This window comes from Paraburkholderia sp. GAS38, from assembly GCF_050434965.1.
Taxonomy (GTDB): domain Bacteria; phylum Pseudomonadota; class Gammaproteobacteria; order Burkholderiales; family Burkholderiaceae; genus Paraburkholderia; species Paraburkholderia phenazinium_A.
This window is the reverse complement of record NZ_JBNDJO010000013.1, coordinates 78553-100450: the sequence shown is the minus strand read 5'-3', so window position 1 is coordinate 100450 and position 21898 is coordinate 78553. Positions and strand designations below refer to the sequence as shown.

General features: G+C 63.6%; 18 protein-coding genes. 10 read left to right on the top strand and 8 right to left on the bottom strand.

Annotated elements, in window-relative coordinates:
- Window positions 1-10 precede the first annotated feature (10 nt).
- Window positions 11-3574 (top strand): amino acid adenylation domain-containing protein, encoded by a 3564-nt coding sequence (locus P3T42_RS26880; RefSeq protein ID WP_429307714.1) that lies wholly within the window; start codon window positions 11-13, stop codon window positions 3572-3574.
- Window positions 3575-3655: 81 nt separating this feature from the next.
- Window positions 3656-4144: an SRPBCC family protein gene (locus P3T42_RS26875; RefSeq protein ID WP_429307713.1), complete on the top strand. Its 489-nt coding sequence runs from the start codon at window positions 3656-3658 to the stop codon at window positions 4142-4144.
- 39 nt (window positions 4145-4183) lie between these two features.
- Here P3T42_RS26875 and P3T42_RS26870 read toward each other — a convergent pair whose 3' ends face one another.
- Both P3T42_RS26870 and P3T42_RS26865 read right to left on the bottom strand, forming a co-directional pair.
- Window positions 4184-5152 carry a LysR substrate-binding domain-containing protein gene (locus P3T42_RS26870; RefSeq protein WP_429307712.1) on the bottom strand — a complete coding sequence of 323 codons (969 nt, stop codon included), beginning with the start codon at window positions 5150-5152 and terminating at the stop codon, window positions 4184-4186.
- A gap of 148 nt (window positions 5153-5300) precedes the next feature.
- Complete coding sequence (locus tag P3T42_RS26865; RefSeq protein ID WP_074293740.1) at window positions 5301-6074, bottom strand: AraC family transcriptional regulator; 774 nt, start codon at window positions 6072-6074, stop codon at window positions 5301-5303.
- Window positions 6075-6166: 92 nt separating this feature from the next.
- Here P3T42_RS26865 and P3T42_RS26860 point away from each other — a divergent pair, with 92 nt between their 5' ends.
- From P3T42_RS26860 to P3T42_RS26850, 3 genes are read left to right on the top strand one after another with little or no spacing between them, the layout of a single operon-like run.
- On the top strand, window positions 6167-7642 hold the full coding sequence (locus P3T42_RS26860) for an efflux transporter outer membrane subunit (protein WP_083640179.1): 1476 nt from the start codon (window positions 6167-6169) through the stop codon (window positions 7640-7642).
- A 54-nt stretch (window positions 7643-7696) separates the two neighbouring features.
- Window positions 7697-8821: an HlyD family secretion protein gene (locus tag P3T42_RS26855; protein WP_429307711.1), complete on the top strand. Its 1125-nt coding sequence runs from the start codon at window positions 7697-7699 to the stop codon at window positions 8819-8821.
- Window positions 8818-10404, top strand: coding sequence for a DHA2 family efflux MFS transporter permease subunit (locus tag P3T42_RS26850; RefSeq protein WP_429307710.1), 1587 nt, complete (start codon window positions 8818-8820; stop codon window positions 10402-10404). The genes P3T42_RS26855 and P3T42_RS26850 overlap by 4 nt, the downstream gene beginning before the upstream one ends.
- Window positions 10405-10437: 33 nt before the next feature.
- On the opposite strand, the gene P3T42_RS26845 is transcribed toward P3T42_RS26850, so the two are convergent.
- Window positions 10438-11319, bottom strand: coding sequence for an aldo/keto reductase family oxidoreductase (locus tag P3T42_RS26845; protein ID WP_429307709.1), 882 nt, complete (start codon window positions 11317-11319; stop codon window positions 10438-10440).
- Window positions 11320-11421: 102 nt separating this feature from the next.
- On the opposite strand from P3T42_RS26845, the gene P3T42_RS26840 reads away from it, so the two are divergent.
- The gene (locus P3T42_RS26840; RefSeq protein WP_429307708.1) at window positions 11422-12351 is read left to right on the top strand and encodes a LysR family transcriptional regulator; all 930 of its coding nucleotides are present in this window, start codon (window positions 11422-11424) and stop codon (window positions 12349-12351) included.
- 152 nt (window positions 12352-12503) lie between these two features.
- Window positions 12504-15098 carry a transglycosylase domain-containing protein gene (locus P3T42_RS26835; RefSeq protein WP_429307824.1) on the top strand — a complete coding sequence of 865 codons (2595 nt, stop codon included), beginning with the start codon at window positions 12504-12506 and terminating at the stop codon, window positions 15096-15098.
- Between the two features lie 16 nt (window positions 15099-15114).
- Here the strand turns inward: P3T42_RS26835 and P3T42_RS26830 are convergent, their stop codons facing one another.
- Entirely contained in the window at window positions 15115-15891 is a 777-nt protein-coding gene (locus tag P3T42_RS26830) for an NAD(P)H-dependent oxidoreductase (protein ID WP_429307707.1), read from the bottom strand.
- An 85-nt stretch (window positions 15892-15976) separates the two neighbouring features.
- Between P3T42_RS26830 and P3T42_RS26825 the strand changes: the two genes are divergently transcribed.
- Window positions 15977-16867 (top strand): LysR family transcriptional regulator, encoded by an 891-nt coding sequence (locus P3T42_RS26825; protein WP_429307706.1) that lies wholly within the window; start codon window positions 15977-15979, stop codon window positions 16865-16867.
- A gap of 156 nt (window positions 16868-17023) precedes the next feature.
- On the opposite strand, the gene P3T42_RS26820 is transcribed toward P3T42_RS26825, so the two are convergent.
- The 4 genes from P3T42_RS26820 to fabV all read right to left on the bottom strand — a co-directional run bounded on the left by P3T42_RS26820 (window position 17024) and on the right by fabV (window position 20192).
- Complete coding sequence (locus tag P3T42_RS26820) at window positions 17024-17485, bottom strand: RidA family protein (protein ID WP_429307705.1); 462 nt, start codon at window positions 17483-17485, stop codon at window positions 17024-17026.
- 60 nt (window positions 17486-17545) lie between these two features.
- Window positions 17546-18109: a DinB family protein gene (locus tag P3T42_RS26815; protein WP_429307704.1), complete on the bottom strand. Its 564-nt coding sequence runs from the start codon at window positions 18107-18109 to the stop codon at window positions 17546-17548.
- A 39-nt stretch (window positions 18110-18148) separates the two neighbouring features.
- Window positions 18149-18907, bottom strand: a complete 759-nt coding sequence (gene cobF / locus P3T42_RS26810) for a precorrin-6A synthase (deacetylating) (protein WP_429307703.1) — start codon at window positions 18905-18907, stop codon at window positions 18149-18151.
- An 88-nt stretch (window positions 18908-18995) separates the two neighbouring features.
- On the bottom strand, window positions 18996-20192 hold the full coding sequence (gene fabV / locus P3T42_RS26805) for an enoyl-ACP reductase FabV (RefSeq protein WP_429307702.1): 1197 nt from the start codon (window positions 20190-20192) through the stop codon (window positions 18996-18998).
- Window positions 20193-20296: 104 nt separating this feature from the next.
- On the opposite strand from fabV, the gene P3T42_RS26800 reads away from it, so the two are divergent.
- Complete coding sequence (locus tag P3T42_RS26800) at window positions 20297-20791, top strand: NUDIX domain-containing protein (protein WP_429307701.1); 495 nt, start codon at window positions 20297-20299, stop codon at window positions 20789-20791.
- Window positions 20792-20911: 120 nt separating this feature from the next.
- Entirely contained in the window at window positions 20912-21886 is a 975-nt protein-coding gene (locus tag P3T42_RS26795; RefSeq protein ID WP_429307700.1) for a C45 family autoproteolytic acyltransferase/hydolase, read from the top strand.
- Window positions 21887-21898: the final 12 nt, after the last annotated feature.

Genomic DNA, 21898 nt, shown 5'->3' with positions numbered 1-21898 from the left:
CGGTGAAGCCATGAAAGCGATAACGATTGCGATCAGCGGCCAGACGCCGCTGGCGGCCAGTATCGCGGCCGAACTCCATGAGATCGGGCATACGGTTAGCGTTGCCGATAACCAGGCCGGTCCGCTGCGCGATGTGGCCGATGCACTGGGCCTTGCTGCGTCGCCGGACTGCGCCGCTTCGGCGCCGGTCGCGTGGAGGATCGTCTGCGAGGCCCATGCTGCCGATGGATGCGGGGCTCGCGACGCAGCGGCACGCGTGCTCCGTTTTGCCGCGCTTGCGGAGCAGGTTCCCCCGCAGCGCGTGCGGCTCGAATGGCATCTGCTGCATGCGCCGGATGACTGGCGCGTCGCGGCCACGCAGACTGTCGAGTTCGATGCGCCGGTATGCGGCGCCGATCTGGTCGGCGAGATCGAGCATGGCGCGCTGCAGTTGCTCACCGATGTGGTCAACCGGATTGCGCGCGACCTGTTCGACGATACGCCGCATCCGCCCGTCGACAACGGCTATGCGCAGCCGCTCGATCTCATCGCGCTCGCGCGCTGGCATGCGTCGAATGAGACGCACCGTCACTACGCGTGCGAGCCGTCGTTGCCGGAGATGGTAGCGCGGGCCGCTCAGGCCACACCTGGCGCGACTGCCTTGATCGACGCGGACGATTCGCTCGACTACCAGGCTCTGCTGACCCGCGCGGCGCGCTTCGCCCATGCGCTGCACTCCGGCTCGCATGGCGTGCCGCCGAAGGTCGTGGCGGTGTGCCTGCCGAAGTCAGCGGCACTCTATACGGCGATGCTCGGCATCCTCGGCTCGGGCGCCGCCTGCGTGCCGCTCGATCCGGCGTTTCCGCCGGAACGCATCCGCCTGATCCTCCAGGAATCGGGTGCACAAGGGCTGGTCAGCGACGCGTGGTTTGAGGCCGCGGCGCTCGAGGGCATGGGGATTCGCCTGATCGACGCGCCGCAGCCGAACACCGATGCCACGCTGCCGTCGCCTCTGTGGCCCATCGAGCTCGATGCGCAGCGGGCGTCGCGATGCGCGATTGCGATCTACACGTCCGGTTCAACCGGCGTGCCGAAGGGCGTGATGTTGTCGCATGGGAACCTGGTGCATTTTTGCCACTGGTACCGCGACCACTGCGCGCTGGATGCAAGCACACGCGCGCTGCAGTTTTCGACCATTGCGTTCGATGCCTCGTTGCTCGATATCTTTCCGACATGGCTCGCCGGCGGTACGCTCATTGTGCCGACGGAAACGCAGCGCCGCGAACTGGATGCGCTGCAGGCGCTGGTCGACGCGCAGCGCGTGACGCATGCTTTCCTGCCGCCCGCGCTGCTCGCCGCACTGCCCGACAGCGCATGGCCCAGCTTGCGGCATCTGGTGACGGGCGGCGACGTCTGCGATCCGGATACGATCGCCCGCTGGAGCGCAGGCCGGCAGTTCCACAATATCTACGGCCCAACCGAGTGCACGGTGCTGGCGACCACGTCGCGTATGGAGGCCGGCAGCAATAACCGGCGAATCGGTCGGCCCATTGCGAACGTTCGCTGCTATGTGCTCGACGACAACGGCCGGCCTGTGTGCACCGGCCAGGCCGGCGAACTCCATATTGCGGGGGCGGGTGTCGGCATGGGCTACCTCGGGCAACCGGTACTCAGCGCCGAACGCTTTGTGGCCGAACCGGGGGGCGACGCGACGATGTACTGCACGGGCGACATCGTGCAATGGGACGTCGACGGTAGCCTCCTGTATATCGGCAGGCGCGACAAGCAGATCAAGATTCGCGGTTTTCGTGTCGAACTGGGGGAAGTCGAAAACGCGGTGCTGGACACGCAGTTGTATCGGCAGTGCGCGGCCATCGCCGACGAACGCAAGCGCATTCGCGTGTTCGTCGCGAAGCCTGCCCACGCAAGCGGGAATGCCGAAACGCTGCGTACCGCGCTCGCCGCGTCATTGCCGGACTACATGATGCCGTTCGACATCGCCGAGCTGGAGATCTTGCCCGCCACGCCCAACGGCAAGATCGACCGTGCCGCGCTTGCCTGCCTGCCGTTAAGCCGCGCGTGCACGACGGGCGGCGATGCCTGTGAGCCGCGCACGGCGACAGAACGTCATCTGCGCAACCTGTGGGCGCAATTGCTCGATCTCGATGCAGCCGAGATCGGCCGGCAGGATTCGTTCTTCGAACTGGGCGGCCACTCGCTGCTGGTCTCACGGTTGATGCTGGCGGTCAAGCGCGAACTCGCCGGCAACGCGCCGCTGGGGCGTTTCATGGAGCAGCCCACTATCGAGGCGCTCGCATCGCTGCTGACCGACGACGACCTGCAGCGGGGCGATCGCATCCCGGCGCGGGTGCACGAAGACCGGCACCTGCCGCGCGATATCCAGCCGCAATCCACGCGCGATGAGGAAACGGGGCGTGGCGCCGTGCTGTTGACAGGTGCGAACGGCTTTCTCGGTACCTTCATCCTGCATGAACTGATCGCGAAAACGGACGGCCCGATCTATTGCGTCGTGCGGGCGCATAGCGTGGCCGAAGCGCATCACCGGCTCGACGATGCGGTGATCGTCAATGGCATGGAGCACCTGTGCGGCCATCCGCGCATCCGTATTCTGCTCGGCGACCTGGCGAAGCCTCGCCTCGGTCTCGCCGAAGATGTCTGGCAACGACTGGCCGGCGAGATTGGCACGATCTATCACAACGGCGCGCACGTCAATCACGTCTACGACTACCCGTTCCTCTACGACGAGAATGTCGGCTCGACGCTCGCGTTGCTGCGTCTCGCCTGCGAAGGACGCCGCAAGGCGTTGCATTACATATCGACGCTCTCGGCAGCCAGCACAATCGATGCGCGTGGCAACGTGCTCGAAGCGCCGCCGGGGACGAATGCACCCGTGTTCGTCAATAACGGGTACAACCTGACCAAGTGGGTTTCGGAGCACCTCGTCTGGGAGGCGGTGCAACGCGGCATCGATGCGACGATCCTGCGGCCCGGCAATATCACCGGACATGCACAGACCGGCCTGTGCCAGCCGGGACGCAACCGCATCCTGCTGCTCGTCAAAGGCTCGGTGCAACTGGGTTTTGCGCCGGGTGGCGAGGCGCAGTTCGATTTGAGTCCGGTGGACTTTCTTGCCCGCGCGATTGTCGGCTGTACGCTCGACCCACGCCGCAGCGAGCGCGTGTTCCATCTGCACAATCCCCGGCCCCTGACATGGAACGGCTATCTGCAGGCACTCGCACGCCTTGGCTATCCGCTCGTGCTGGAGGACGCCGCGACATGGCGTAACCGTCTACTGTCGATCGACGAAGCGAACGCGCTGTTCGACGTCGTAGCGTTCTACCTCGACGACCGTCAGGACGACATCGGCGATATGTCCGTCATCGATCATGCGCGGAGTGCGGCGACGCTCGCGCGTCTCGGCATCGCCTATCCGGAGAAGGACGAACGCCTGCTCGGCCAGCACTTCCGCTATCTGATCGATTGCGGCTTCCTGCCGCCGCCTGACCCGCACACGCCCATGGTGGACCGCGCCCCGCGCGCGGCCGACCCGCACGACGCCGAACCCGCGTGGTAACACCGGCGTTCGTCGCCGCGCGAAGCTGGGCGCGATGTTTTTCCCTTGCTACCGATGTCCATTACTTACCGAGGAGATACCATGCTGCAAAAAGCCAATCCCGCGCTGCATCCCGCCACTCTGATTTACGCACCGGCTACACCGATCCTGACGGGCCGTGCCGAACTCGACGTCTCCGCACGTGCCGCATGGCGGGTGGTCGGCGATTTTGCCGGCTTTGCCCAATTCATCACGGGGCTCGAACGCACCGAGATGACGGGTAGCGGCGTGCGCTCGCTGCGCAAGAAGCTGTTTGCCGACGGCAGCATCGTTGTCGAGCAATTGAACACGCACGACGACGCCGCCATGGTGATGACGTGGAGCCTGATTTACACGACATTCGATATCGGCAACCTGTGGGCCTCGATGCGTGCCGAGCCGCGCGGCGAAAACGCCTGCACGGTGACGTGGGACATCGCGGGCGAGCCGTGGGCGGGCGGTACCGGCAGCCAGCCCGAATTCGAAGCGTTCGTGACGGGCTTCCTCGACATGGCCATGACGAATCTGCGCAACCTGTTCAACACCAGGTAAGCGTTGCGACCCGTGACGGCGAGTGCTTTGCGCGCGCCGTCACGACGTTTCCGTCAGATCGCGCGCGCTGTGGCGCAGACGGGGCGACGCGGTCTCACAGGGCGAGTTCGCTGACAGCGCAAGGCGCAACTGCGTCTTCATGAAATCGATCCACGCGCGAATCTTCGCATCGAGATACCGGCGCGAGGCATAGACCAGAAAAACCTCGATGCTGTTGAGGCGATATCTGGGAAGCACACGCACCAGCGCGCCCGACTGCAGATCGTCGGCCACCACGAAGTGTGGCAGCAAGCCGATTCCCATTCCTGCCTTGACCGCGATTGCGAGCGATGCGCCGACGTCGACCGTGAACGCGGGATCGAGCGTCACGATCTCGCAACCCGTTTCGCTTTCGAACTTCCAGATCCTGTCCTCATAGGCCGGCGCCACCAGTTGCAGGCAGCGGTGCTGTTCGAGCGCGGCGGGCACTTGCGGCAAGCCGTGTTCGGCAATGTACGCCGGCGCTGCGCACAGTATGCTATCCATGCGCCCTACGCTGATCGCGATCAGATCGGACGAACGCAGGCTGTCCATCGCGACCAGCGCAACGTCGTAGCCGTCGCGAATCAGGTCGGGCATCTTCGGCGCCAGCGTGAGATCGACGCTGACGTTGTTGTAGCGTGCCTGAAATTGCGCGGCGAGCGGAATCACGAAGTGGTTCGCGAGACTCGCGCTGCAGTGCACGCGCAAGCGGCCGCGCGGATGCAGAACCGAACCCTTCGCTTCGCGTTCCGACGCATCCAGCGCATGCAAAATTTCGCGCGTGCGGATGCGGTACTGCTCGCCGGCCTCGGTCAGAGCCATTGAACGCGTGGTGCGATTCAGCAGACGCGTACCGAGATGGTTTTCCAGCCATGTGACCGCCCGGCTGACCTGCGGCGCCGAGAGTCTAAGCTGTTCCGCGGTAGTGGTGAAACTGCCGGCGTCGGTCAAGGCGACGAAGACCCGCATGCATTGAATCAGATCCATGATGGTGCGATCGCACGGGCGTCGTGCACGGCGCGTCGCTCAGTGTGTTGGTTGTCCCACTGTAGCGTTGATCGGCGCGACATCGCGCGCGCAAATGGTCCAGTGGTCGTCGCGAAACGGACAGCGTGCGAGGGGGCGTGGTGTCTCGTCAGGACTTGCGGAAATATTCGCTCGGCGGCACGCCGAGCGCCTTGCGAAACATGGCGGCAAACGCGCTCGGGCTCTCGTAGCCATGCTCGAGTGCGAGCTCGAGAATCGACGCGCCGGCCGCGAGGCGCGGCAGGCTCAGCAGCAATCGCGCATGCCGGCACCATGCGCCCTGGGTCATGCCGGTTTCGCGCCTGAAGGTGCGCGCCAGCGTGCGCTCGTTCATATGCGCCTCGTCCGCCCAATGTGCGAGCGTCACCTGCAGCGAAGGTTGATTGATCAACTGCGTGCACAACTCGACCAGCGCGGGATGCCGCGGCATGGGCACGTGCAGCGATAAGGCCGGTGCGATCTCAATCTCGTCGAGGATCAACCCCATGATGCGGTGCGCGCGCGGGCTATTGGCCGCGTACTCGTCTATTTTGGCCGCCGTCACGATCAATTCGCGCAGCAGCGTACTCACGCCGATGACGCGGCACGCATCCGGCAAGCCGGCGCGCACGCCCGGCTCCACGAAGACGGTGCGCATCTGCACTTCGCCGGCGGTTTGAATTTCGTGCCGCGTGCCTCCCGGCACCCACACCGCGCGCCCGGTCGGCACGACCCAACTGCCGCCTTCCGAGCACACGATCATCACACCGGAGATGGCGTGAATCAGTTGCCCCTGCCGGTGCGAGTGCAGGGGGAATGCGGTGCGCGCCGGAGGATCGGTGGCGATGACCGCGACGAGGGAGGCTTGCTCCATCAGATCGATGTCCGTCGAAGGGAAGTCCATTTTGCGACGATGAATGATGATTCTGCGCGAGATTAACCGGAGACGTCACATTAACATTGCCGCCATCTCCTGTCCGAACCGCATGGCAATCGATGGCACATTTCCGCTCATGGCGTTCCTTCAAACCGGCTGTACGACACCTTGGCGATGCGCTGCGCATGACGTGCCTCGGCGTGCTCGCGAGCGTGGCGACAGGCTGCACAGTCGGCGCGCCATACCGCGAACCGGCCGTACCGGATGCCGCGAGCCGGCCGTTCGTGTCTACCACGGCAGCGCGGGTCTCGACCGACCCCGCCGCGGACCGGTGGTGGCAGCTCTATCGCGATCCGGTGCTGAACGGCCTCGTTGAGGAGGCGCTCTCGCAGAACCGGGATCTGGCCGTCGCGGCAGCGCATCTGGAACGTGCACAAGCGGTATTGAATGAAGCGGGCGCGGCTCGCTTGCCCGATACGGCGGTCGCGTTAGGCGGCAACTACGGCAAGCAGAGTTCCGACCAGATCGTCGCCGCGGCGGATCACCGAAGCGCGCCAACACGTTGGGCCTATGCGCCATCGCTGGCGATCTCCTGGGAAGTCGACCTGTGGGGTCGAGTGCGCCAGCTGGTTGCCTCCGCGCAGGCCGACGCCGACGCCACGCAGGCCGCCCGCGACGCACTGCGGGTCGCCGTCGCCGCCGGGACGACGGATGCCTACGCGCATGCCTGCAGCTATGGCGAGCAGATCGAGGTTGCGCAACGCTCGCTTGCGATCGCTGACCGCGTGGCTCAACTGACGCAGCTTCAGCGTGCGCAAGGGCTCGTCTCGGAACTCGAGGTGGTGCGTGCGCAGGCGTTTGTCGACGACACGCGCGCCACGCTGCCTACCCTGCAGGGCAAGCGGCGGGCAGCCCTGTACGAGCTCGCCGTGCTGACCGGTCGCGCGCCGGCGGATTTTCCCGAGCAAGCCGCGCAGTGTGTCGCCGCACCGGTGATCGCCACGCCGTTCCCGGTTGGCGACGGAGCTGCGCTTCTCAAGCGCCGCCCCGACTTACGTGAGGCCGAACGGCATCTTGCCGCGGCCAGCGCGCGGGTTGGGGTTGCGACCGCGGAGTTGTATCCGTCGGTGGTGCTCGGCGGTTCGGTGAACTGGCTGTCGACGAGCGGCAGTCTTGCCTCGCTCGGTAACGAATATGCCGTCGCGTGGGGTATCGGCCCGCTGATTAGCTGGCATTTCCCGAACATGGCGGTAAGCCGCGCGAAGCTCGCACAGGCGCAAGCCGACAGCGCCGCGGCGCTCGCGTCGTTCGACGCGAGCGTCTTGAACGCACTGAAGGAAACCGAACAGGCGCTCACGTTGTACGGCGCGGAGTGGGACCGGCATCGCGCGCTGCAGCAGGCACGCGAGCAACATGCCCGCGCGTTCGATCTGGCCGAGCTGAACTACAAAGCCGGTGCGCTTGATTTCCTCGATGTGCTCGATGCCGAGCGCGAACTAGTCACGACCGACGCCGCGCTTGCTGCGTCGACGGAGCAGATTTCGTCCGACCAGATCGCCGTATTCAAGGCGTTGGGCGGTGGCTGGCAGCGTTGAAGCGGCCCGCAACACAGGTTGGGTTATCCGTCATCTTCATTCAGGGTTCCTTTTATGAGCACCACTGTCGTTCCGGGAAAGCGCGCTATACCCGGCAGAAAACACTGGCTCGCGACCGGCGCCGCGATCGTCGCCGTGGTGGCGGTCGTAGCGGGCGTCCGCTGGTGGACCGTCGGGCGTTTTATCGAAAGCACCGATGACGCGTATGTGCGCGCCGACGTTGTGACGCTGAGCTCGCACGTGCCGGGCTATGTCAGCACGGTGGCGGTCGAAGACAACCAGAAAGTGCAGGCCGGCGACGTGCTGGTGCGCATCGACGACCGCGACTACCAGGCGAAAGTGACGCGTGCAGAAGCGGCGGTCGATGCCGCGTTAGCGACGATTCGCGCCGAGGAAGCGGGTGTCGCGAGTCTCGATGCGCAGACCACCCAGCAAGGCAGCCTGATTGCGCAAGCGCAGGCCGACGCAAGCGGCGCCAAGGCGGACGCGGTGCGCCGCGACGCCGATGCGGCTCGCTACCGCGAGTTGTATGCGCAACAGGCATCGAGCGGACAACGCTGGGAGCAGGCGCAGGCCGATGCGCTGAAAGCGGATGCGGCGCTGACGAAGGCGAGCGCCGCTGTAGAGACGCAGCGCGACCAACAGGACGTATTGCGCAAGCGCCGCGGGCAGAGCCTCGCTGCGATCGAGCAGGCGAAGGCGCAGTTGAGCGAGGCGCGCGCCGCCCTCGCCCTTGCGCAGATCGATCTGCAAAACACGGTGATCCGCGCGCCGCGCGCCGGCGAGGTCGGCCAACGCACCGTGCGGGCAGGACAGTATGTCGAGACCGGCATGCCGCTGCTGGCCGTGGTGCCGCTCGACGATGTGTACGTCGTGGCCAATTTCAAGGAAACCCAGCTCGGCGACATGCAGCCGGGCCAGCCCGTCGAAATCGATGTCGACGCGTATTCGGGCCGTACGCTGCACGGCAAGGTGACCAGCATTGCGCCGGGTTCAGGCGCCGAGTTTGCGCTGCTGCCGCCGGACAACGCGACCGGTAACTTCACGAAAGTCGTGCAACGCGTGCCCGTCAAGATTCACGTGGACGCGTCACGTGTGGATGCTGTTAGGCTGCGCGCAGGCTTGTCCGTCGTCGTCAAGGTAGATACGCGCGGCGCGAACGGTGCGCTGCCATCATGACGCCCAGCAAGATGGCAGTCACACCTTCTGAAAGCGTCTCGCTGCGTACATGGATCGTCGTGCTCGGCGGCGTATTCGGCTGCTTCATGGCCGGCATGAATGTCCACGTGACCAACGCATCGCTGCCCGACATTCGCGGCTCGCTCGGCGCCAGCTTCGAAGAAGGCTCATGGATCACGACCGCCTATCTGGTGGCGGAAATCATCGTTATTCCGCTGACCGGCTGGCTGGTGCAGGTGTTTACGATACGCCGCGTGCTTCTGGTGGGCGCAAGCGGTTTCCTCGTGTTTTCGCTTGCATGCTCGCTCGCCCCCAGCATCGACGCCATGATCGTGGCGCGCGCCCTCCAGGGCGCGTTTGGTGGTGTGCTGATTCCCCTCTCGTTCCAGCTTATCGTCACCGAATTACCAAGCTCGCGACATCCGCTCGGCATGGCGCTCTTCGCGATCGCCAACAACGTCGCGCAGGCCGCCGGCCCTTCCATGGGCGGCTACCTGACCGACATGTATTCGTGGCGCTGGATTTTCTATCTGCAGATTCCGCCGACGCTTGTGCTGCTCGCTGCAATCGGCTGGTCGATCAAGCCGCTGCCGATGAATCTCGCGAAGTTGCGTAACGCGGACTGGTTGGGTATCGGGACGATGGCGGTCGGCCTGAGCGCGCTGCAGATCGCGCTCGAAGAAGGCGGGCGCAAAGACTGGTTCTCCTCGACGTTTATCGTCGACACGCTGATCGTCGCGGTAGCGGGGCTCGCCGCGTTCGCGATCATCCAGTTACGCCGGGCGGATCCCTTCATCAATCTGCGGCTGCTGGGACGCTACAACTTCGGCATCGCGAGCCTGATGCAGTTTCTGTTCGGCGCCGTCGTGTTCGGTGTGGTGTTCCTCGTGCCTAACTATTTCGCACAACTGCAGGGTTATAGCGCGCGTGATATCGGCCTTGCGATGATTCCGTACGGGCTTGTGCAGTTCGTGATGTCGTTCCTGACGCCGCCGCTGATGCGCCGCACCAGCGCGCGTACAACGATTATTCTCGGCTTCGCGCTGGTCGCGGCAGGTTGCCTGATGAACATCCATCTCGATGCGGACGCTGCCGGGAATGTCGTCATACCGTCGTTGATCGTGCGTGGCGTCGGCCAGTCGCTGGTGGTGATCGCGCTGTCCGTGATGGCCGTCGACGGCCTGGAACGAAGCCAGCTCGGCTCCGCTTCCGGGCTGTTCACCATGGTGCGCAACGTAGGCGGCGCGATTGGCATTGCGGTGGCGAGCCAGATCGTGGTGGAGCGTGAGAAGTTACACGCGATGCGGATCGGCGAATCGGTCACACCGTTCTCGCCGGCGTTTCAGGAGCGCGTCGCCGATCTCGTGCGGCTGCTGACACGCAGTCACCTGGCGAGAGCCGACGCGCTGCCGAAGAGCGATTTGAGTGGCGTACGCGAACTGGCGCTCGGCATCATCAATCAGACCGTCGGACGCGAGGCGCTATTGATGGCCTATAGCGACACGTTCCTGATTGCGGGCGTCGCGATGCTCGGATGCACACTTGCAGCGTTCGTGCTGCGTACGACCCGGCAGACCGGCTGAGCACCGCTCGACGCCCCTGACCCCCTCACACGATCAATGCTCGGCGCCGGCCTGGCGGATCGTGTCCAGTTCAGCGAGGACGGCTTCCGACAAGCTCAACTGCGCCGCCTGCATGTTTTCACGCAGATGCCCGAGCGACGACGTGCCCGGAATCAGCAGAATGTTAGGCGAGCGATGCAGCAGCCATGCGAGCGCCACCTGCATCGGCGTCGCGCCGACCGTTTGCGCGACCGTCGACAATACCGAGGACTGGATCGGCGAGAACCCGCCGAGCGGGAAGAAGGGCACGTAGGCGATGCCCTTGGCCGCCAGTTCGTCGACCAGCGCTTCGTCCTCGCGCTGGACCAGGTTGTACTGGTTCTGCACGCACACGATCTCCGCGATGCCCTGCGCCTCGGCGACCTGGGTCGAGGTCACGTTGCTCAGGCCGATATGGCGCACCAGCCCTTGACGCTGGAGTTCGGCCAGTGCCTCCACCTGTTTGGCAATTGATCCTTCAGAGGGTGCGTGGATCGAGCCCATGATCCGCATGTTGACGACGTCGATCACATCGAGGCCCAGGTTGCGGAGATTGTCGTGCACGCCGCGCTCGATATCCTTGGGCTCGGCAGCGGGGAGCCACGAACCGTCGTTGCCCCGCACCGCACCCACCTTGGTGACGATCACCAGATCGTCCGGGTACGGGTGAAGCGCCTCGCGAATGATCTGATTGGTCACATGAGGACCGTAGAAGTCGCTGGTATCGATGTGATTGACACCGGTGGCCACCGCTTCGCGCAGCACCGCGAGGGCTGCGTCGCGATCCTTGGGCGGGCCGAAAACGCCGGGTCCGGCTAGTTGCATGGCGCCATAGCCCATGCGGCGGACCGGACGGCCGGCGAGCCTGAAGGTGTCCACGGGGGTGAAGTTTGACATTGCGCTCTCCTTGACGAGTGATGGCTGCAGTATGGTCGCGATTGCGTTGTTAGATAATCCGATCTAAATTGCACAGGTTGTTGCAAATTGTGAACAATGACCATGGAATTGAACGATCTTGCCGCCTTCGTATCCGTGGCGCGCGCCGGTGGCTTTCGCGACGCGGCCCGCGTCAGCGGGGTATCCGCCTCCAGTCTCAGCATTGCCGTGCGGCGTCTCGAGGCGAAGCTCGGCCTGCGTCTGCTGAACCGCACCACGCGTAGCGTGGCGCCGACCGAAGCGGGGCTGCGTCTCATCGAAAAGCTGGCGCCCTTGTTCAGCGAGATGGAGGCGGCGCTGGACGTCCTGAACGGATTCCGGGAGAAGCCCACCGGCACGCTCAAGCTCAACGTGCCGTCGAGCGCCGCGCGGATGGTTTTGCCAACGGTCATCGCGGCGTTTCTGAAGGCTTATCCCGACGTCCGCGTGGAGGTGGTGGTCGAGGATGGCTTTGTCGACGTGCTGTCGATCGGCTGCGATGCCGGCATCCGCTACGACGAGCGACTCGAGCAGGACATGATCGCTGTCCCGATCGGCCCTCGTGTGCAGCGCTTCGCGACGGCTGCGGCGCCGAGCTACCTGGACGTCCATGGCAGACCCGAGCATCCGCGCGATCTGCTCGGGCATGCCTGCTTGCGCGGCCAGTTCGCCGGCGGCGCGAAGCCCACGTGGGATTTTGAGCGCGACGGCGAGGTGGTGCGGCTGGATCCTTCGGGACCGCTCCTCGTGCGACCGGGCGCCGCTATGGATCTCGCGATCAGCATGGCGCTAGCGGGTGTGGGCGTGATTCATCTGTTCGAGGGGATGCTGCGCCCGCACCTCGATAGCGGCGCGCTGGAGCCGATCCTGGAGCCTTGGTGGCCGCGTTTTTCAGGGCCGTTTCTGTACTATCCGGGGCGGCGCCACCTGCCGGCGCCGTTGCGAGCCTTTGTCGATTTCCTGAAGGCCGGGGAGGGGGCCGAGGTATCCGACACCAGCCTCGCCAGCCTGTAGCCGGATTGTCGACGCCCCCTGTCTGCCCTGTTCTTCGGCATGAATCCGGCTCTCAATACGCAGTTTGATACCATTCACGCTTTTCAAGATGGGCTGAAACCAGCGTGAGTCGCCAATTTGCATCGTCCGTACGTGAGTCCTGCCGCAAGTGGATGGGCCGGCTGGCGCGTGTATTGGGGGCTGGGTTTCGTCTCGTGATCGGGCTGATCCGCTGCGCCGCGCGTCTGCTTCAGCCGCTGCTGGCCACGGCGCTGTTTCATCTGCGCCATCCGACGCGGCGCGGCGTGCTGCTCACGCTCGCTACGCCGCCTGCGCTGGTGCTGCTGTATGTGATTGTGCTGATCCCTTTCACGCCGAGCATCAGCGATATCCGTAAGGCACGGGTCGATCAACCGGCGCAGATCCTGTCGGCAGACGGCAAGCTGCTGGCCGAATTCAAGCCCTCGAACCGCGAATGGGTCGCGCTGTCCGATATCTCGCCGCACATGGTCGATGCGCTGATCTCGACCGAGGACCACCGTTTCTATCAGCATCACGGCATCGACTGGCGGCGGACCGGGTCGGCGGCGCTGCATACCTTCGGTGGCGACCGTCAGGGCGGCTCGACGATCACGCAGCAGCTCGCGCGCAACCTCTATCCCGACGAGATCGGCCGTGCGCCGACCTTGACGCGCAAGGTGAAGGAAGCGATCACCGCGCTGAAGATCGAAGCGGCCTACAGCAAGGACCAGATTCTCGAAACGTACCTGAATACGGTGCCGTTTCTCTACAACGCGTACGGCATCGAAATGGCCGCGCGCACCTACTTCGGTAAATCGGCCGACCAACTGGACATTCTGGAAAGCGCCACGCTGACCGGCATGCTCAAGGGCAATAGCTACTACAACCCGGTGCTGAACCCGGATCGCGCGCTGGAGCGCCGTAACACGGTGCTCGCGCAGATGGTCAAATATGGCCGGCTGACACCCGCGGCTTACGACACGCTCAGGCGCAAGCCCTTGCGCGTCGACTTCGAACGGCAGATCGAGCCACCTGGGCCCGCGCCGCACTTCGCGCAGCAGTTGCGTAAATGGCTGATCTCTTGGGCTGACCGCAACGACTACAACATTTACTCAGATGGACTAATCGTTCATACGACGATCGATTCGCGCCTGCAGTCGATGGCGACCGCGGCCGTCGCGTTGCAGGGCAATGCGTTGCAGTCGATCGCGAATAACGCGTGGAGCGGACGATCGGGCTGCGCGCCGGGCAACGATCTCTTCAAGACCTTCATCCGCGAGACGCAGGACTATCGGGCCTTGCGCACGGCAGGCCAGAGCGACGACGATGCGCTCCAGCATCTCAGCTCGGACCGGACGTTCGTGCGCAACCTGTGCCATGACAAGACCGAAGTGCAAGCGGGCTTTCTCGCCATCGATCCGCGCAACGGACAAATCAAGGCGTGGGTCGGCAGCCGCGATTTTGCCGATGAACCGTTCGATCACGTTCAGCAGTCGCGCCGTCAGCCCGGCTCGACTTTCAAGCCGTTTGTGTATGGCGCCGCTTTCGCAGACGGCGCGAAGCCGACGGATACCTTCATCGATCAGCCCGTCGAAATCGCGCTGAAGGGTGGCGAGATCTGGCGTCCGAACGACGACGTTGCGCCGAGCGGCAAGCCGATGACGCTGCGCGATGCGCTGGCGTATTCGCGCAACCGTATCACCGCACAATTGATGGAGCAGGTTGGACCCGACAAGGTGGTGCACCTCGCCCGCGCGATGGGCGTGCGCGACAGCACGCTCGAGGCGGTGCCGTCGCTCGCCTTGGGCACGAGTCCGGTGACGATCAAGGAGATGGTGTCGGCTTACAGCACGATCGCGAACGACGGCATGTATCTCGAACCGCGCATGGTGACGAGCATCGAGGACCGCAATGGCAACGTGCTCGCGCAGTTTGAGCCCGCGTCGCCGGAGCGGGCCTTGCCGGCTGCGGCGGACCGGACGCTGATCGATGTCATGCGTGATGTCGTGAATCGCGGCACGGGCGCGGCCATCCGCTCGCGTTTCGGCATCCGCGCGGATGTGGCGGGCAAGACCGGCACCACGCAGGACAATGCGGACGGCTGGTTCATTCTGATGCAGCCGCAACTGGTGGCGGGCGCGTGGGTCGGTTTCGACGACGGACGTGTCACGCTCGGCAGCACTTATTGGGGCGAAGGGGCGCATACCGCGCTGCCGATCGTCGGTGACTTCTATCAGCGTGCGCTGCGTGCGCGGCTGATCGATTCGCGGGTCCGTTTCGACACCGAGGTGCAGCCAGGGGTGTTCGACCAGTTCCGCGACAAACTGCATGCGTGGATCGCTTATCTGTTCGGATCGAAGCCGCAGACGCCGGCGCCTGCCGCGCCGGTTCGTCGCGTAGTGCCGAAGCCTGCGCCGGGTGCGCAGATTGCGCCGGTTGCGCCCGCGGCGTCGCAGGCATCGGGTGTCCCCGCTGCATCCGGAGCCTCAGTGCCGCGCGAGTTGCCGCCTTTGCTCGGTGCGTCTCATGAGGCCGCATCGGGGCCTGTGGCTGCGTCGAGTGCGGGTATGGGCGGATTGCCCGCCTCGGCGGCTGCGGTGCCGCCGGCGGCGCCGACCTCGGCCGGCGAGCGGCCGGGTGTCACGCAAGGCAACGGTGGATTCCCGTCCGAAGAACCGGGTTCGACACCCACGCCGACGCCTGACGTGCCGGAAGCGGCACCCGATACGGGCGCGGAAAGACCGTGAGCTCAGGCGCCCGAACTTACGCGACGTGAACAGCGAAGCCGACCTGATCCGTTGCAACGTCAGGCCGTAGCGTGAGTGCCGGGATCTCGTATGCGCCGGCGTTCTGCGGGCGAAACGCGATCGGCTCGGTCTTCCCGAGATCGTCGAGACGTTTTCCGAGTTCGGCGCACGTCCTTGCGAACCGTTCGGAGTCCATGCGACCGGTCCGATAGAGTACGAACGGCGGCAGGACATCGAAACCGGGGTAGTACAGCACGCCGTGGTGGATGGGGAACAACAGATCGTCGATCGGCCCATTGATTCCGCGTGGACCGTAGTGCGACTCCCATCCGCCCGCGGTGACGACCAGCATCGCACGCTTGCCTGCCAGCGTGCCTTCACCATAGCGGTCGCCCCAGCGAACGTCGGAGTGTTCGCCGACGCCGTAGCCAAAACCATACGCGTAGACGCGTTCTACCCAGCCTTTCAGAATCGCGGGCATCGAGAACCACCACAGCGGAAACTGCAGGATCACCGTATCCGCCCATCGCAGCTTGTCCTGTTCGCGTTCGATGTCTGCGCTCTGCAGCCCATGTTCGAACGCATGCTTCGAGTCGGCTGCGGGATCGAAGCGCGCGCCGACCTCGTGGACCGTGCTGTCGTTCGCATCGAGCACCGCTTTCCAGTTCATGGCGTACAGATCCGATATCTGCACGACGTGGCCCGCCTCCTCAAGGCGGTTGATCGAGAAATCCCTGAGCGAGCCATTCAATGACCTGGGCTCAGGATGGGCATAGACGAGAAGAACATTCATGGCAGGACCTCTGTGGATAGATGAGGGCAGGATAGGTCCGGCTCAGGTATATTGGAAATGAATATCCAATATTGCAGGTATTGCCATGAATAATCTAAGACGGCTAGACCTCAACCTGCTGGTCACGCTCGATGTTTTGCTTTCCGAGCACAATGTGACGCGTGCAGCAGAACGCCTGAACTTCTCTCAACCTTCGGTGAGCGTTCATCTCGCCAAACTGAGAGATATCTTTAACGACCCGCTGTTGTTACCGGGGCCACGCGGTATGCGACCCACGGCGCGAGCCGAAGCGTTGCGCGAACCCTTGCGGCAAGCATTGGAAGCGCTCGAACGCACGGTAGCACCAGCGAGTCCGTTCGATCCCGCCACGGCAAGCAACACGTGGCGTGTCGCCGCCGCCGACTACGGCGAATCGACCATCCTGCTGCCGGCCATCGCCGGCTTGCGTTCGGTGGCGCCGGGCACGCGGCTGGGCGTCGTAGAAGCGTTTCCGTCGCGAATCGCGAAGCAGGCCGAGCAAGGGGAAATCGATCTCGCCTTTCATACCAGTGAGGACGCGCCTGCCGGACTGCATCGGCGGGTACTCTTTGCGGAGCGCTATGTGCTGGTGGGCCGGGCCGGTCATCCGGGCCTGAAGCGCCGACCGACGCTCGCGCAATTCTGCAAACTCGAGCATGTGATTGTGTCGCTGGACGGCCCCGGGTTTCGGGCCGTGACCGACGACGCGCTCGCAGAGGCCGGTCTTACGCGCCGGGTCGTGCTCTCCGTTCCACACTTCCTGTTCATGATGAAGGTTTTGGCGAGCACCGACCTCGTAGCAATGCTGCCTTCGCGCCTCGTCGACACCCCTGCGTTACGCGCGGTTGAACCGCCTATCGAGGTGCCGGGCTACGAGATGGCCATGCTCTGGCATGAGCGCTCGCATCGCGATCCGGCGCATCGGTGGTTGCGGGAGTACATTGCAGATTCGCTGTGACACGCGCTGCTATCATTGATTGAACCGCAAACGAATCGCCTCGATTGAGTAGACACGGTGATGAACGCCCCGATTCCCGATGACGCCAAAGGCCACGGTGATGTGCCGCGCGACAGCCAACCTGCCGCCCACCCTCAGCGGACTCGGGCGGCAGTATCACGGTGCGGCGGGCGCGTTGATGGGTGTGTGCGGTGTTGACGAGGACGAGGCCGGGCGCCGGAACCTGTCCCGGGGAATTTCCGCGATCGCGGCGATCTCGATCATCAACTCAGGACGGTACAGGCGCTCGACCTGCACCGTGGTGGTCACCGGATACGGTTCGGCGAAGAACGTCTTTCGAATATCCGCCGCGTGCATGAAGACGTCGATATCCGTCGCGTAGTGAACGAGCGAGAGGATGTCGGCCATCTCCCCACCCATGGCTGCGAGAACATCGCGAATGTTGTGCAGAACCTGGCGTGTCTGCGCGCGCATATCGTTGGCGCCGACAACCTGTCCGTGCCGATCGAGCGATACCTGGCCCTTCAGATGGACGATCTGGCCGTCACCCTGAATGACGGCCATCGAAAACGCGCCGAACGGCGACCACACTTCGGGTGGGTTCACTGCCTGGATCATTGTCGAACTCCGATCACGGAGGATTGTCTAGCCGATACCGCTGCCCACCACGTTTAGCGCTTATTGCCCGGGATGAACGACCTCTGACAAAGGCACCTGCCCTTGGAGCCGGCGCGAAGGTTCACTTCTATGCAGATGCACGGCGTAGGTGTCCCATGGCAATTGAATGCTTTGCTCGGATGCGCTGGACACCTGCTTCAGGATTCGCCCGACCTCGCCGCGGTGATAGCCGCCATGGGTCACGACATGGGTCAGCATCTCGTCGCGCGTCATATACCCCCTGTCGCCGTCGGTGAAGACAAAGGGTACCGATTCGGACAGCATGGCCGGCGTCACCGCTCCTACGTAGTCGAGGTACCACTGATCGGTCGACGCGAGATCGGCGCGCAGTTCCGCCAGTTCCGGGGTGCCTGGCGTGTTGTCTGCCGGGAAGCGATGAGGTTCGCGCATGAGGTGAGCCGCGAAGATCTTGTTCACCACCAGACAATGATTCATCAGCCTGATGGTCTGGTGCAGTTCCGTCGCATGACGCTCCGCGCTCAATCCATTCATGGAATCCAGCAATTCGCCGTTCGCCCATGCCTGATAGCGGAACATCTTCAGCAGTAATTCACGTGCATCCATGATGGCAATCTCCTGATCTGAATAGTGTGTCAGCGAAACTTAGGCAGGCCTGCGCAGCAGATAAGTATCCATGATCCAGCCATGGGTGCGACGCGCCTCCGCCCGGACACGTTCTATGTCGTCCGCGACGTCCCGCAGCTTTCCGGAGATCAGGATCTCGTCGGGCGTTCCCACGTAGGCACCCCAGTAGATATCCAGATCCTCATCGACAAGCTTCCGGTAGGTATTCTGCGAGTCGAGCATCACGACGACGCTGTCCACGTTGTCCGGGAAGCCGTTGGCGATTCCGCGGCCGTTGGTGATTTCTACCGAGCGCCCGATCAGATTCAGCGGCACTCTGTGGCGGGCGGCGAGCGCCTGGACACTGCTGATGCCTGGAATCACCTCATAGTCGAAGGCGTGCTGTTCACCATGGGCAATGGCCTCGATAATACGTATTGTGCTGTCGTACAACGACGGGTCGCCCCAGACGAGAAACGCACCACATTCGCCTTCGCGCATCTCGTCGGCGATCAGGTGTTCGAATATCCGTTGCTTGTCGCGATTCAGTTCGTCTACGGCCGAGGTGTAGTCGCCGTCGTCGCGTCTGCGCTCGGGGCTCGTTGCTTCGGCGATGCGATAGTGATCGTGCGTGACGAAGCGCTCGATGATCTGCTTGCGCAGGGCAACGAGTTTCTCTTTCACGGCGCCTTTGTCCATGACGAAGAACACGTCTGCCCGATTGAGCGCGTTGATCGCCTGCACGGTCATGTAGTCGGGGTCTCCCGCGCCAATCCCGATGATCAGAATTTTTTTCATCGCGCACACTCCTGTTCAGGCCTTGCGTCTGCTTTTAGCAGAAGTAAGGCCTCGTACCGCCGCAGGGCGGCACATGATCTGCAAAAGCCTAGACTTGAACCACATGAGGAATCTGCACGTCGGGATCGACCTCCGCGTCGTAGTCTACGCCGTCGATCTCGAAGCCGAACAGGCGTAGAAACTCCGTCTTGTAGCCGGCGAAGTCGGTGAGCGTGTAGAGGTTCTCGTTCGTCACCTGGTCCCAGAGTTGTTGGACCTCGGCTTGCACTTGCGGATCGAGCTCCTTGTAATCTGCGCGCAGACGCCCTTCATCATCGAGGTGCGGCGCGTTTCCGTAGAGACTGTCCTTGTAGAGTCCGTAGACCTGCTCGATGCAGCCCTCGTGCGTGCCCTTTTCCTTCATCACCTTGAACAGCAGCGACAGGTACAGCGGCATCATGGGAATGGCCGAGCTCGCCTGGGTAACGACCGCTTTCAACACGGAGACGCGCGCATCGCCGCCCGTGCGCGCCAACTTCTTGCGAATGCCGACCACCTTCTGGTCCAGGTCCTTCTTCGCCGCGCCAATGGAGCCGTTCCAGTAGAGGTCGTGGGTGATCTTTTCGCCGACGTAGGTAAAGGCGGTGGTCTTTGCGCCGTCGGCGAGCACGTCGGCTTCAAGAAGCGCATCGATCCACATCTGCCAGTCTTCGCCGCCCATGACCGCGACGGTATTGTCTATTTCCGTTTGCGTTGCCGCTTCGACCGCGGTCTCCCGGACGACTTCCTTGTCGGTATCGATGCCGCGCAAGGTGACGGCTTTGCCGATAGGCTTGAGCGTCGAATTGAACACTTCGCCGGTCCTGGGATGCGTGCGCCGCGGCGATGCAAGGCTGTACACGACCAGATCGATCTTGCCGAGATCGCGCTTGATGACGTCAATGGTCTGTTGTTTGAGCGCGTCTGAGAATGCGTCACCGTTGATGCCCTTCGCGTACAAACCCTTGTCCGTGGCGATCTTTTCGAACGCGGCGGTGTTGTACCAGCCTGCGGTGCCCAGCTTGGTGTCGCTGCCGGCCCGTTCGAAGAACACACCGAGCGTAGCTGCGCCGCAACCGAACGCGGCCGTGATGCGGGCGGCCAAACCGTAACCGGTCGAGGCGCCGATCACCAGGACTTTCCTGGGACCGTCGGCAATGGGACCGCTGGCGGTGACGTAGTCGATCTGTTCCTTGACGTTGGCCTCGCAGCCAACAGGATGGGTGGTCACGCAGATGAAGCCACGTACGCGCGGTTTGACGATCATGAAGACCCCTTTTGTGAGGTGTCGGGACGGACGGTTGTTCGAGGGCGGAAAAACGTGGGTATTGTAAAGGAGGTGGGATGGGGGCACCTGGGGGGCGGAAGTTCGTGGTCTACAATTCTGCGGTCGCGAAACATCACACTACTACCATGCACAACGAAAGCTACCTCAGTTGGCTGCGCAAACGCGTCGGCCCCGGATTGATCCTGAGCCCGTCGGTCGCGGCGATCATTCGCGACACAGAGGGACGCCTGCTGTTGCAGGAGAAGTCGTCAGGCGAGGCATGGAGTCTGCCGGCCGGCGGCATTGAGTTGGGCGAGAGTCCGCAGGAAGCGATCACCCGGGAGGTGATGGAGGAGACCGGCTACGAGGTTCGCGTCGGACGCATCCTCGCTGTGTATGGTGGGAGCGCGTTTCGCTATACGTATCCGAATGGTGACGAGGTCGAATACGTGGTCACGCTGTTCGAATGTCAGATCGTGGGCGGCTCGGGCGTTCCAACAGATAACGAAACTAAATCGACGCGGTTTTTCCACCGCGATGAGATGCCGCCGCTAGCATTGCCCTATCCGATGGATGTGCTGTTCGGCGAGGAGCGTTAGCGCTGGATGGTTTAAGCGGGTGACGGGCTAGCACTCCCGTTCAAGGTTAAGCTAACGCCATCATGCCAACGGGACCTTGGGTCTCAAGCCAATCCGCAGCCGAGACCCAGGAAGCGTCGCATGCACAAGCGCTACGTTGTCACGCAGGAGGATCGACCGGGCGAGGCCTGGCTGGCGCGCTTTAACGCCGGCCGCGAAGCCGCCGAGCGTTGGTACAGAGGCGAGTGCCGTACCGCGCCGCCAACTGCGACTGAATGCCGACTAGCGTTGCAGCGTCATATGCCGGAACTGCTGCCGCACTACGACGAGGCCTGCGCTCTGGTTGGCGACGATGAAGCGGCTCACTGCCTGTTGAGTCACTATCGCCCTGCGCTTTCTCCGATGGGTTGCAGCCAGGCGGTATGGCTCGGCGAAGGCGGCCCGGCGTTGATTCGCAACATGGACTTCCCGCTCGACATGATCACCGAGCGTTTCGAATTGACGGCATGGTCGGGAAAACGCGTGATGGCCAAAGCGCAACGCCCATGGGGCGGCTGCCTCGACGGCATGAACGAAGACGGACTGGTCGCGAGCCTGACAGCCGGAGGCGGCCAGTCGCAAGGCTTAGGATTCTCCGTCATCCTGATGTTGCGCTACGTGCTCGAAACCTGCCGCCGCGTGGATGAGGCCGTTGAGGCGCTGAGTCGTATTCCGATTGCGCTTTCGCAAAACGTGACGCTGCTGGATCGATCGGGCGCATACGCTACCGTGTTTCTTGGCCCGGACCGCGCGCCGGTTGTATCGCGAGTAGCGGCTTGCACAAACCATCAAGAGACACCGCCTCGACCGAGGGCGGGTAATACGAGCGCCGAACGCTTGCAGACCTTGCTTGCTGCGCTGGATGAGCCTGCCATGACGTTGGCTTCGTTGATTGCGCGTTTCCTGGAGCCGCCGCTTTACTCGCGGCGTGTCGGGTTCACCACGGCTTATACCGCTGTGTATCGACCAGCGGAAGGGCGCGTCGACTATCTCTGGCCGGGGAGAAGCTGGTGTCAGCGATTCGATCGCTTCGTGGCCGGGGAGTACGTGCATGATTTCGGCGAGCTTGAGACGTAGTGCTTTCTACGA